General features: G+C 71.0%; 8 protein-coding genes. 5 read left to right on the top strand and 3 right to left on the bottom strand.

The window, feature by feature from the left end; translation table 11 throughout:
* Positions 1-85: 85 nt before the first annotated feature.
* Complete coding sequence (recQ, locus tag RBJ65_RS01995) at positions 86-2,026, top strand: DNA helicase RecQ (RefSeq protein ID WP_372341360.1); 1,941 nt, start codon at positions 86-88, stop codon at positions 2,024-2,026.
* Positions 2,027-2,286: 260 nt separating this feature from the next.
* Here the strand turns inward: recQ and fahA are convergent, their stop codons facing one another.
* On the bottom strand, positions 2,287-3,555 hold the full coding sequence (gene fahA / locus RBJ65_RS02000; RefSeq protein WP_306321100.1) for a fumarylacetoacetase: 1,269 nt from the start codon (positions 3,553-3,555) through the stop codon (positions 2,287-2,289).
* Between the two features lie 260 nt (positions 3,556-3,815).
* Between fahA and RBJ65_RS02005 the strand changes: the two genes are divergently transcribed.
* The 3 genes from RBJ65_RS02005 to RBJ65_RS02015 all read left to right on the top strand — a co-directional run bounded on the left by RBJ65_RS02005 (position 3,816) and on the right by RBJ65_RS02015 (position 7,264).
* A complete protein-coding gene (locus RBJ65_RS02005) occupies positions 3,816-5,060 on the top strand; it encodes an ATP-grasp domain-containing protein (protein WP_306321099.1) in 1,245 nt (414 codons plus the stop codon).
* Between the two features lie 27 nt (positions 5,061-5,087).
* Positions 5,088-6,302: an FAD-dependent oxidoreductase gene (locus tag RBJ65_RS02010; RefSeq protein WP_306321098.1), complete on the top strand. Its 1,215-nt coding sequence runs from the start codon at positions 5,088-5,090 to the stop codon at positions 6,300-6,302.
* 158 nt (positions 6,303-6,460) lie between these two features.
* On the top strand, positions 6,461-7,264 hold the full coding sequence (locus RBJ65_RS02015; protein ID WP_306321097.1) for an HAD family hydrolase: 804 nt from the start codon (positions 6,461-6,463) through the stop codon (positions 7,262-7,264).
* 205 nt (positions 7,265-7,469) lie between these two features.
* On the opposite strand, the gene RBJ65_RS02020 is transcribed toward RBJ65_RS02015, so the two are convergent.
* Together RBJ65_RS02020 and RBJ65_RS02025 are read right to left on the bottom strand one after the other, a co-directional pair.
* Positions 7,470-9,476: a CocE/NonD family hydrolase gene (locus RBJ65_RS02020; RefSeq protein ID WP_306321096.1), complete on the bottom strand. Its 2,007-nt coding sequence runs from the start codon at positions 9,474-9,476 to the stop codon at positions 7,470-7,472.
* 18 nt (positions 9,477-9,494) lie between these two features.
* On the bottom strand, positions 9,495-10,991 hold the full coding sequence (locus RBJ65_RS02025) for a peptide MFS transporter (protein ID WP_306321095.1): 1,497 nt from the start codon (positions 10,989-10,991) through the stop codon (positions 9,495-9,497).
* Between the two features lie 224 nt (positions 10,992-11,215).
* On the opposite strand from RBJ65_RS02025, the gene RBJ65_RS02030 reads away from it, so the two are divergent.
* Positions 11,216-12,226 (top strand): polyprenyl synthetase family protein, encoded by a 1,011-nt coding sequence (locus tag RBJ65_RS02030; protein WP_306321094.1) that lies wholly within the window; start codon positions 11,216-11,218, stop codon positions 12,224-12,226.
* The last annotated feature ends 40 nt before the right edge of the window (positions 12,227-12,266 follow it).

Here is a 12,266-nt window from a genome sequence, read left to right on the forward strand (position 1 = left end):
AGCCTGTGGATAACTTTCCGTGATGTCAGTCGTGACCCCTATCGTTGCTCAGGACGTCGAACCACGGCGTACGGGGGGAGCAGCGATGATGGGGACGGAAGTCATGAGCGAGGCGACGGAGCGCGGGGCCATCCAGAGCGAGGCCCTCGCCACGCTCCACCGCGTATTCGGGTACGACGCTTTCCGCGGCGAGCAGGAAGCGATCATCGAGCACGTGGTGGGCGGTGGAGACGCCGTCGTGCTGATGCCGACCGGCGGCGGAAAGTCGCTCTGCTACCAGATCCCGGCGCTGGTCAGAGCCGGTACGGGGGTCGTGGTCTCGCCCCTGATCGCGTTGATGCAGGACCAGGTGGACGCGCTGCGGGCGCTCGGCGTGCGCGCCGGGTTCATGAACTCGACGCAGGACTTCGAGGAGCGCCGCCTCGTCGAGGCCGAGTTCCTCGCGGGCGAGCTCGACCTGCTCTACCTCGCGCCGGAGCGGCTGCGCCTCGACTCCACGCTCGGGCTGCTCTCCCGGGGCAAGGTGTCGCTGTTCGCCATCGACGAGGCGCACTGCGTGGCGCAGTGGGGCCACGACTTCCGCCCCGACTACCTGACCCTGTCCGTCCTCGGCCAGAACTGGCCGGACGTGCCGCGCATCGCCCTGACCGCGACGGCGACGCACGACACGCACCGGGAGATCACCCAGCGCCTCGGCATGCCGGACGCCAAGCACTTCGTGGCGAGCTTCGACCGGCCCAACATCCAGTACCGGATCGTGGGGAAGGCCGAGCCGAAGAAGCAGCTGCTGGGCTTCCTCAAGCAGGAGCACGAGGGCGACGCGGGCATCGTCTACTGCCTGTCGCGGAAGTCGGTCGAGGCGACGGCGGAGTTCCTGAGCAAGAACGGGATCGAGGCGGTGCCGTACCACGCGGGCCTGGACGCGGGCACGCGCGCGGCGCACCAGTCGCGGTTCCTGCGCGAGGAGGGCCTCGTCGTCTGCGCGACCATCGCGTTCGGCATGGGCATCGACAAGCCGGACGTACGGTTCGTCGCGCACATGGATCTCCCGAAGTCCGTCGAGGGGTACTACCAGGAGACCGGGCGCGCCGGGCGGGACGGCCTGCCGTCGACGGCGTGGATGGCGTACGGGCTGCAGGACGTGGTGCAGCAGCGCAAGTTGATCAATATGGGGGAGGGGGACGAGGCGTTCCGGCGCCGCGCCTCCGCGCACCTCGACTCGATGCTGGCGCTGTGCGAGACGGCGCAGTGCCGCAGGGCGCAGCTTCTTTCGTACTTCGGGCAGGAGGCGCCGGAGTCCTGCGGCAACTGCGATACGTGTCTGTCGCCGCCGGAGACGTGGGACGGCACGGTCGCCGCGCAGAAGATCCTGTCGACCGTGGTGCGGCTCGAGCGGGAGCGGAGGCAGAAGTTCGGCGCGGGCCAGATCATCGACATTCTGCTCGGCAGGCGCAGCGCCAAGGTCATCCAGTTCGACCACGACCAGCTGTCGGTGTTCGGCATCGGCGGGGAGCTGGGAGAGGCCGAATGGCGGGGTGTGGTGCGGCAGTTGCTGGCGCAGGGGCTCGTCGCGGTCGAGGGCGAGTACGGGACGCTGGTGCTGACCGAGGAGAGCGGGGCCGTGCTCGGGCGGCAGCGGGAGGTGCGGCTGCGCAAGGAGCCGAAGCCGGCGCCGAGGGCCGCGGGCGCGCGGGACCGGAAGGCGAAGGCGGCGGAGGTGGACCTGCCGGCGGAGGTGGCGCCGGTCTTCGAGGCGTTGCGGGCGTGGCGGGGGGCGCAGGCGAAGGAGAACGGGGTGCCGGCGTACGTCATCTTCCAGAACGCGACGTTGCGGGAGATCGCGCTGCAACAGCCCACGTCCATCGGGCAGTTGGGGGCGATTGGTGGGGTGGGCGAGAAGAAGTTGGCGACGTGGGGGGAGGGTGTGCTCGGGGTTTTGGCGGGTCTTCGGGGGGACGCCTCCGGGGAGGAGGCGCCGCCCGAGCCCGAGGACGAGTTGGCTCCGCCGGAGGACGTGGACTGGTGACGCCTGGCTCCGCCCCGGGCGCGGGACGGGTGCCTCACGCCACGGGGCTCTGCCCCGGACCCCGCTCCTCAATCGCCGGAGGGGCTTGAAAGATCGGGGCTCTGCCCCGGACCCTGCTCCTCAAGCGCCGGAGGGGCTTGAAAGGTCGGGGCCCGCTGCTCAAGTGTCGGAGGGGCTTGAAAGGTCGGGACCACGCCATGGTTCCTCGCCTCTGGCCGGGGGCGGTGCGGCGTGCTCATGGCGGTGGGGGTGGCCCCGGGTCAGGTTCCAGGGACGACGCGGCCCGTGACCTCGCCGAGTTGGATCCTCGTGCCGTCGGGGCCGGGGGCCCAGGCCGAGAGGGTGATGACGTCGCCGTCTTCGAGGAAGCCGCGTTTGCCGGTGGGGAGGTCCAGGGGCTGTTGGCCGTTCCAGGTGATTTCGATCAGGGAGCCGCGTTCGTTGTCCTCGGTGCCGCTGATCGTGCCGGAGCCGTAGAGGTCGCCGGTGCGCAGGGAGGCGCCGTTGACCGTCATATGGGCGAGCATCTGCGCGCCCGTCCAGTACATGCCGGAGAAGGGGGGCTCGGAGATGACCTGGCCGTTGAGGGTGACCGTGATACGCAGGTCGTAGCCGGCGGGCTCGGAAGAGTCGTCCAGGTACGGGAGGAGGGGGACCGTACGTTCCGGGGGTGAGACCCGGGCCGCGTCCAGGGCCTCAAGTGGCGTGATCCACGCGGAGATCGACGTGGCGAACGACTTGCCCAGGTGCGGGCCGAGCGGCACCGCCTCCCAGCCCTGGATGTCGCGCGCCGACCAGTCGTTGAGGAGGCAGAGGCCGAAGACGTGGTCGCGGTAGGAGGCGAGGGGGACCGGGGTGCCCTGGCGCGACGGGACGCCCACCACGAAGCCGACCTCCGTCTCGATGTCGAGGCGGACGGAGGGGCCGAAGACGGGGGCCGGGTCGGCGGGCGCCTTGCGCTGGCCCGAGGGGCGGACCACGTCCGTGCCGGAGACGACGACCGTGCCGGAGCGGCCGTGGTAACCCACCGGAAGGTGCTTCCAGTTGGGCTTCAGGGGCTCCTCGTCGGGGCGGAAGAGGCGGCCGAGATTCGAGGCGTGGTTCTCGGATGCGTAGAAGTCGACGTAGTCCGCGACCTCGAACGGCAGGTGCAGGGTGACCGAGGAGAGGGGGTGCAGGAAGGGGCGTACGAGCTCGCGGTGGGCCGGGTCCGTGACCCAGGACGTCAGCGCGCGGCGCACGTCCGACCAGGTCGTACGGCCGGACGCCAGAAGGGAGTTGAGCGTGGGCCGGGCCAGGACCGGGGCGTGCGGGGAGCCGAGGGCCGCGGCGGCGCCGCCCGCGTCCAGGACGTGGTCCCCGATCCGCACCCCCACGCGGCGCTCGGCCTCGTCGGAGGAGGCGGGGGAGAAGACTCCGTACGGAAGGTTGTGCGGGCCGAAGGGGTGGCCTTCGGGAAGGTCGAGTGGGTCGAGACGGTCGAGCGGGGTGTGCTCGGACGCGGACTCGGACGTGGCTGCGGGTGCCATGCCAGCGGGCCTCACTTTCCATTCGGGTGCGCCACACGTTACGTCGGAGGCACCGGTTTGCGGCAGTGCCTAAAGAGTTCGCAATGTCCGAATGACCCGTTGATGGAGTGGTCGGTTCCGGCTTAGCGTCATTGTCCGGTGGGCGTGGACAGGACAGAACGGGACGGGACGGAACGGGACAGGGCCTGGTCCGGGTCCGTGGGGGACGCGTGGGGGGACCCGTGGCCAGGAGCGCCGGGAGTGCCAGCAGCGCTGGAAGCATGCCGTTCGCCGTGGACCGGGAGGTGCCCGGCCTGATCGTGAAGTTCGGCGACTATCCGCTGCACCACGGAGGAGTGGGCGCGATCCGCAGCCTGGGACGCCTGGGGGTGCCCATGTACGCGATCACGGAGGACCGTTACACGCCCGCGGCGGCCTCCCGCTATCTGCTGCGCGCCTTTCCGTGGCGTACGACGGGGACGGAGGAGCCGCAGCGGCTCGTCGAGGGGCTGCTGCGCGTCGCCCGCCGGATCGGCCGGCCGACGGTGCTGATCCCGACGGACGAGGAGGCGGCCGTCCTCATCGCCGAGCACCAGGGTCCGCTCGCCGCCGCGGGGCTGCTCTTCCCGCGTGTGGAACGGGAGTTGCCGCGCCGCCTCGCCAGCAAACAGGGCCTGCACGAGCTGTGCGTGGAGCACGGCATCCCGTCGCCGACGGCCGTGTTCCCGAGCTCGTACGCGGACATCGAGGAGTTCGCGGGGCGGGCCCGGTTCCCGGTGGTGGCGAAGAACCGGGAGGCGTTCACGCGGCGCTCGCGGCCCGCCGTGAACGGGACGACGAGGATCGCGAGCTCAGAGGGCCTGCGCCAACTCGCCCTCGGCTGGGGCGAGGAGCCCGGCGTGATCCTCCAGGAGTATCTGCCGCGCGAGGACGCCGAGGACTGGATCGTGCACGCGTACTTCGACCAGGACTCCACGCCGCTCGCCATGTTCACCGGCGTCAAGGTCCGCTCCTGGCCGCCGCACGCGGGCATGACGGCCAACGCGTACGTCGTCGACAATCCGGAACTCGCGGACCTCGCCGCACGTTTCATCAAGCAGATCGGCTTCACCGGAATCATCGACCTGGACCTGCGCTTCGACCGGCGCGACGGACAGTACAAACTGCTCGACTTCAATCCGCGGATGGGCGCCCAGTTCCGCCTCTTCGAGAACGAGGCGGGGATCGACGTCGTCCGCGCCATGCACCTCGCACTCACCGGCCGCGCCGTTCCGGAGGGGGAACAGCGGGCGGGACAGCGCTACGTCGTCGAGAACATCGACCTCCCGGCCCTGCTCGCGTACCGGCGCAGCGGCTATACGACCCCGCACGCCCCGACCCGAGCCAGCGGGACGGAGCTCGCGTGGTGGGCGGCCGACGATCCGCGGCCGTTCTTCACGATGCTCGCCCGGTTCGTACGGCCCGGGGCGAAGCATCTGTACCAGCTGTGGCGGACCAGCCGCGGCGCGCGACAACGAAGTAGGTGACACCGCGTCGTCCTGGGGAGGGGCTTCGTGAAACATCCGGCAGAACACCCGGTAGCAGTCATTGGGGCGGGGCCCTACGGCCTGTCCACCGCCGCCCATGTGCGGGCGCGCGGAATACCCGTCAGGGTCTTCGGGGAGCCCATGGTGAGCTGGCGCTCGCACATGCCCGAAGGCATGATCCTCAAGTCCGTGCCGTCCGCGTCGAACATCGACGCGCCCCAGCGCGGACACAAACTGGTCGACTACTGCGACGCCGCCGGGATCGAGCGGCTCGTCACGGACGAGGACCTGATATCCGCCGAGACCTTCGTGGCGTACGGGGACTGGTTCCAGAAGGAGCTGGTGCCCGAGCTGGAGCGGGTGCGGGTGGTCTCCGTCGACCGGCGCGGGCGCGAGGGCTTCGAGCTGAAGCTGGACTCGGGGGAGCAGTTCACGGCGCGGGCCGTGGTCGTCGCCACCGGCCTGTCAGGACTTGAACACCTGCCACCCGAGTTCGCCGCCGCCGTGCCGGACGGACCCACCCCCACGGGCCCGGTCTCGCACAGCGCGCAGCACCACGACCTGTCGCGGTTCGCGGGCAAGGAGCTGATCGTCGTCGGCGCGGGCCAGTCCGCTCTGGAGACGGCGGCGCTCGCGGCGGAGGCGGGAGCGCGCGTGCGCGTGGTGGCGCGCGGGAGGGGACGGGTGCGCTTCGGCGCGCCCCCGTGGGACCAGCCGAAGTTCCGTCCCGAGACCCCGTTCGGCAACGCGTGGTCGCTGTACGCGCTCACGTACTACCCCCACCCGTACCGTCATCTGCCGCCGCAGGCACGGCACTTCCTGGTGCGGCGGGTGCTGGGGCCGCTGGGCGCGTGGTGGCTGCGGGAGCGGTTCGAGGGCAAGGTCGCGGTGCGCGAGGTCGCGGCGGTCGAGCGGGTGACGGTGGCGGAGGGTGCGCCCGTGCTGCGCGTGCGTACGCACGGGGGGCGCGGCGAGGACATGGCCGCCGACCACGTCATCGCGGCGACCGGGTACCGGGTGGATCTCGCGGCGATGCCGTTCCTGGGGGAGGGGCTGCGGACGCGGCTCGCCACCAGCCGCGGCACGCCGCGGCTCGGCGCCGGCTATGTCTCGTCCGTTCCCGGCCTGTACTTCACGGGGATGCTGGGCGGGTCCTCGTACGGGCCCGTCATGCGGTTCGTGTGCGGTACGGAGTTCGCCTCGCCGCGGCTCGCCCGGCACCTGGCGGCGGCGCACGGTTGACCAGGTGTCCCCGGCAACTACCTGCGGGGTCAACCGGGTTGACCACGCGGGTGCGTCCCCCGAACAGATGAAACGGCTCGGTCGTGACCGGCCGTACCTCGCCAGGGCGGCCGGTACTCGACGGGTCGCGGGCACGGCCTGTCCGTATTCTTCGGATCATGCCCGCACCCGCATATGCACTCATCGCCACCGACCTGGACGGCACGCTGCTGCGCCGCGACGACACGGTCTCCGACCGGACCCGCGGCGCCCTGGCGGCGGCCGTCGCCGCGGGCGCCCGGCACATCGTGGTGACGGGACGGCCCGCGCCCCGCGTGAAACCGCTCCTCGACGACCTCGGCGGGGGCGGGCTCGCGGTGTGTGCGCAGGGAGCGCAGCTGTACGACGGCGTACGCGACCGGCTGCTGTGGTCGCTCACCCTCGACCGGGACCTCGCCGAGCAGGCCATCGGCAAGATCGAGGCCGAGGTCGGGCAGGTGTACGCGGCCGTCGACCAGGACGGCGTGGAGGGGCTCACGCTCATCGAGCCCGGGTATCTGATGCCGCATCCGACGCTCCCGGCGGTACGGGTGCGGGGGCGGGCCGCGCTGTGGGCGCAGCCCATCAGCAAGGTGCTGCTGCGCCATCCCGCCCTGTCGGACGACGAGTTGGCGGCGGTGGCGCGGGCGGCGGTGGGGCCGCTGGCCACCGTCACGATGTCGGGGCCCGGGACGGTGGAGCTGCAGCCTCGTGGTGTCACCAAGGCGACCGGGCTCAGCCTCGCGGCGGAGCGGTTGGGCGCGGGGGCCGGCGACACGATTGCCTTCGGCGATATGCCGAACGATGTGCCGATGTTCGCGTGGGCGGGGCGGGGGGTGGCGGTGGCGAACGCGCATCCTGAGCTCAGGGCCGTTGCCGACGAGGTGACTTCGTCGAACGAGGAGGACGGGGTGGCGGTCGTCCTGGAACGCCTCTTGGCCTGAACCGGTCCTGTTGCCCCCCCCGTCCACCCACGCCACGGGGCTCCGCCCCGGACCCCGCGCCTCAAACGCCGGCGGGGCTTGATTGTGGTCGTCCGCCGCCGAGACCCCAGAAGATCGGGGCTCTGCCCCGGACCCCGCTGGCTCTCGTACGAAGGCGGGGCTTGAATGCCCCACCCGTGGCGGCCGACCCGCACCGCCTTGGGCGTTAGCCCGCCGTCCGTGGGATGCGGCGTTCCCACGTCCGGTGGAAGAGGACCTCGTCGCCGTCCCGGCACACCACCTCGCTCGACGTGAGGAACTCGGTTGTCGTGCAGGTGATTTCGGAGCGGGTTTCGACGCGGGCGTCCCAGCCGAGCTCCGGGCGGTGCAGGCGGATCGTCCAGTCGGAGCGGGTGCGCGCCGACAGCGGGTCGGACTCGTCGATGACGTACGTCTCCAGCGCGTCCTCGGTGAACTCCAGGCCGTCCGGGTACACGCGCGTGCCGCCGTACTTCGGGTCGACCTCCAGCTTCCACTCGCCCGCCGCGACGTCCCGTACGACGAGGCGTTCGGGGCGAGGCTCGTCCAGCGTCTCCGGGTAGACGACGCCCAGCGGCTGCGACTGCTCCGGCTCGGCGAAGGTGAACGTGCCGCCCGGCTCCCCGTCGCGGACCGGCAACTCCAGCGCGCTGCCCACCGGATCGAGCGTGAACCCGGCCTCCGAGCCCGCCTGCGGCCAGATCCACGGCCAGTACGCCGAGGAGACCGCGAGCCGGATGCGGTGCCCGGCCGGGAAGGCGTGGCCGATGCCGTTCAGCTCGAACACCACGTCCTCCGTGGTGCCCGGCTCCCACGGCACGTTCTGGTCGCGGCCGTGTCGCGACGACAGGTTGAGGACGCCGCGCGTCACCAGCGTCGACGCGCCGTCCGGCGCCACATCGCACACCCGCGCCACGATCTGTCCGCGCTCCACAGGACACGTCACCCGCAACGTCACCCGCGGCCGCCCCAGAACCCGTACCTCCTGCGGCACCTCGAACTCGAAGCACGCCGACTTCGCGTCCTCCTCGCGCTGGTCCGGCGGCAGGTCCGCATCGTTCCCGAACGGGAAGAAGCGGCCCGCGTCCAGGCCGGTGTGCTGCGGCGAGCGGACGAGGACCGGATCGCCCCCGAGCGCGTACGAGACCTTCGAGACGTGCGGGGACGGCCAGGACTCGTCGCCCACCCAGCGGCCCGGCAACTGGTCGTACACCGTGGCCGGCGGGTGGGAGTCGCTGATCCAGGAGCGGAGCTTCGGTTCCTCCATCACGCCGGTGTCCTCGCCCTTGAGCCAGTGGTCCCACCAGCGCAGCGTCTCCTGGAGGAAGCCGATGGCCGGGCCCGGCGGCAGCCCGCGGTCCGGGTACTGGTGCGACCAGGGGCCGATCAGGCCGCGGACCTGCGTGTCCGGCAGGTTCTCCACCAACCGGAGCACCGTGTCGCGGTACGGGTCGTGCCAGCCGCCCACCGCGAGCACGCCCGCCTTGATCGCGGAGTAGTCCTCGCAGACGCTGCCGTGCCGCCAGTAGTCGTCGCGGGTCTGGTGGTTCAGCCACGTGTGGATGAAGGGGTCGACCTCCTCCAGGCGCTTCGTCCACATGTCCTTCCAGCCCTCGCCCACGAACCGCGGGTCCGGCGGCCGGGACACGAAGGCGAGCATCGTCGCCGCCCACGCGTGCATGTCCACGGCGAGCACCGAGCCGCCCATGTAGTGCACGTCGTTGTCGTAGCGGTCGTCCGCCGAGCAGACGGTGATGATCGCCTTCAGCGGCTCGGGGGCGAGGGCCGCGATCTGGAGGGAGTTGAAGCCGCCCCAGGAGATGCCGAACATGCCGACCTTGCCGGAGGACCAGGGCTGGGCCGCGAGCCAGTTCACGACCTCGACGCCGTCGGCGAGCTCCGTCTCGGAGTACTCGTCGGTCGGCATGCCCTCGGAGTTGCCGTGGCCGCGGACGTCGACACGTACGGAGGCGTAGCCATGACCCGCGTACCAGGGGTGCCGCTGCCAGTCGCGCGGCGCCGTCCAGTCGGAGAGCCGGTACGGGAGGTACTCCAGCAGCACGGGCACGGGATCGTCGGTCACGGGACGCCAGACGCGGGCGAAGAGCGTCGTCCCGTCGGACAGGGGTACGCGGATGTCCTCGCGGGTCGTCCCGAACGGGAACTCGGATCGGATCTTGGGAGTCGTGCTCATGGGGGAACCTCTGTGGCCTCAGTGAACGGGGTGCATGGTGCGGCGCAGCCACGGCGCCAGGGCGATGACGGCGATACCGACCGCGACCGCGATCGCGCCGTTGACGCCGAAGTACGCGGGGTTGGAGACCTCGCCGTAGAGCTTGACGGTCTGGGCCTGGATTCCGTTCGCGAGTGCGAGCGAGAGAAACCACAGGGACATGGTCTGGCTGGCGAAGGCCTGCGGGGCGAGCTTGGTGGTCGCGGACATCCCGGACGTCTCCACGAGGATGTCGCCGAGGCCGAGCAGCAGGTACGAGCCGACGATCCACCAGGCCGCCATCTTGTACGTGCTGTCGCTGTGGCCCGAGGTCGGCAGCGCCATCAGGACGAACGACAGGCCGCCGAGGATCACGCCGATCGCGATCTTGTTGGAGGCGTGCGGCTGGCGCCGGCCCATCCGCGCCCACACGGTCGCCACGACGGGCGCGAGCGCCACCTCGAAGGCGCCGAGCGCGGAGGCGTACCAGCTGGTGGGGAAGTCGAAGCCGAGGATGGTCGACTCGGCGTTCGTCGACGCGAGCAGCATCATCGTCGAGTACGCCTGGAACAGGATGAAGTTGAAGGCGACCGAGGCGATGAAGAGGACCAGGTACGGCTTGAGGCGGCCGCGCTCCTCGGCCGTCACCCGGGGGCTCTTGAACATGACGACGAAGTACACGATCGGCGCGATCACCGAGATGTACGTGAGGACGTCGACGAAGCGGCCCATCGTCAGCCAGCCGACCGAGCCGAGGAGCACGGCGAGCGCCGCCACCACGACCGCGCCCACGATCATCAGCCGCACCGCGCGCCGCATCCCCTCGGGCGGCAGCGCGTACTCGGCGGCGTCCGTGCGCCCGGCCAGGTGACGCCGCCCGACGACGTACTGGATCAGACCGAGCGTCATCCCGATGGCGGCGGCGGAGAAGCCCCAGTGCCAGCCCTTGTGGTCGCCGAGCCAGCCGGTGATCAGCGGGCCCGCGAACGCGCCGATGTTGATGCCCATGTAGTAGAGCGCGAAGCCGGCGTCGCGGCGCTCGTCGTCGGTCCGGTACAGCTTGCCGACCATCGAGGCGACGTTCGGCTTCAGCAGTCCGGTACCGGCGCTGATCAGGCCGAGCCCGACCCACGTCATCGTCGGCGTGGGCACCGCCATCGAGTAGTGTCCGCAGGCGATGAGGATGCCGCCCCACAGGACGGCGCGGTACGAGCCGAGGATCCGGTCGGCGAGCCAGCCGCCCGCGACCGAGACGAGGTACACGAGCGTGCCGTACGCCGCCGAGACCGAGGCCGCGTTGCCCGGGTCCATGCCCATGCCGCCGTGCGCGACGGTGTCCGCGAAGTACAGGACGAGGATGGCCTGCATGCCGAGGAACGAGAAGCGTTCCCAGACCTCGAGGCCGGAGAGGGTGAGCAGGCCCCTCGGTTGGCCGAAGAAGGCCGTGTCGTCTTCGGGGGGCGGTGCGCTGCCCGTGTCGTTCTCAGTGCGGGACAAAGTGCGTACTCCAGGTCGTCTGTGCTGATCAAGAACATACCGGTGGTGTCGCGAACCCGCCTGGTCCGGGGTGTTCGGGCGGGCGCCACCTGTGATCGAAACGCGACCGGATACGCTGACTTGAGTGATGGCAGCGACACATCGACAAACCGTGTCATCGACCGAATGATCGACCGAGTTCGCCATGTGAGCGTCGTGTTCGTCAGCAGACAGGAGAACCTCTCGTGACCGTCGTCGGGACTTTCGGTCTGAGCGTGCGGGACCAGGCTCTCGAAGCCGATGTCCAGGCCGGATTGGCGGCCGTCGAGGAGGGACTGCTCGAGGCCACCAAGAGCGAGGTTCCCTTCATCACGGAGGCCGCCCAGCACCTGGTGCGCGCCGGGGGCAAACGGTTCCGGCCGCTGCTCGTGACCCTCGCGGCCCAGTTCGGCGACCCGTACGCGCCGGGCATCGTGCCCTCCGCCGTCGTCGTCGAGCTCACCCACCTCGCGACGCTGTACCACGACGACGTGATGGACGAGGCGGACGTGCGGCGCGGGGTGCCGAGCGCCAATCAGCGCTGGGGCAACTCCGTCGCTGTTCTGACCGGGGACTTCCTCTTCGCGCGCGCCTCGCACATCCTCGCCGACCTCGGCCCGGACGCCGTCCGCATCCAGGCGGAGGCGTTCGAGCGGCTGGTCACCGGGCAGATCCTGGAGACGGCCGGTCCGGCGGACGGGCGTGACCCCGTCGACCACTATCTGGATGTGCTGAGCGGCAAGACCGGTTCGCTGATCGCCGTGGCCTGCCGCTTCGGCGCGATGATGTCGGGCGCCGACGAGACCGTCGTCGACGTCCTCACCCAGTACGGGGAGCGGCTCGGCGTCGCCTTCCAGCTCGCCGACGACGTCCTCGACATCGCGTCCGACTCGCACGAGTCCGGGAAGACGCCGGGCACGGATCTGCGGGAGGGCATCGCTACGTTGCCGGTGCTGCGGCTGCGCGAGCGGGCCGAGCTGCTCGGCCTCACCGAGGACAAGGAGCTGGTCGAGCTCCTGGACTCGGACCTCAGCGACGATGCCCGGCTCGCGGACGCGGTCGCGCGACTGCGGGCGCATCCTGCGTTGGAGCAGGCGCGGCGGGACACGGTTCGCTTCGCGGAGGAGGCCAGGTCGGCGTTGGCGCCGTTGTCGGAGTGTGAGGCGAAGCGGGCGATGGTGGAGCTGTGTGACGCGGTGGTGCATCGGGCGGGGTGACCCGTCGTGGCGGTCGCGGGGCTCTGCCCCGGACCCCGCG

It is taken from the genome of Streptomyces sp. KL109B (assembly GCF_030766935.1).
Lineage (GTDB): Bacteria > Actinomycetota > Actinomycetes > Streptomycetales > Streptomycetaceae > Streptomyces.

Bases quoted from the DNA above. Each gene is read 5' to 3' on its own strand.
- recQ (WP_372341360.1), top strand. From the start codon at position 86: ATGATGGGGACGGAAGTCATGAGCGAGGCGACGGAGCGCGGGGCCATC.
- fahA (WP_306321100.1), bottom strand. From the start codon at position 3,555: ATGGCACCCGCAGCCACGTCCGAGTCCGCGTCCGAGCACACCCCGCTC.
- RBJ65_RS02005 (WP_306321099.1), top strand. From the start codon at position 3,816: ATGCCGTTCGCCGTGGACCGGGAGGTGCCCGGCCTGATCGTGAAGTTC.
- RBJ65_RS02015 (WP_306321097.1), top strand. From the start codon at position 6,461: ATGCCCGCACCCGCATATGCACTCATCGCCACCGACCTGGACGGCACG.
- RBJ65_RS02020 (WP_306321096.1), bottom strand. From the start codon at position 9,476: ATGAGCACGACTCCCAAGATCCGATCCGAGTTCCCGTTCGGGACGACC.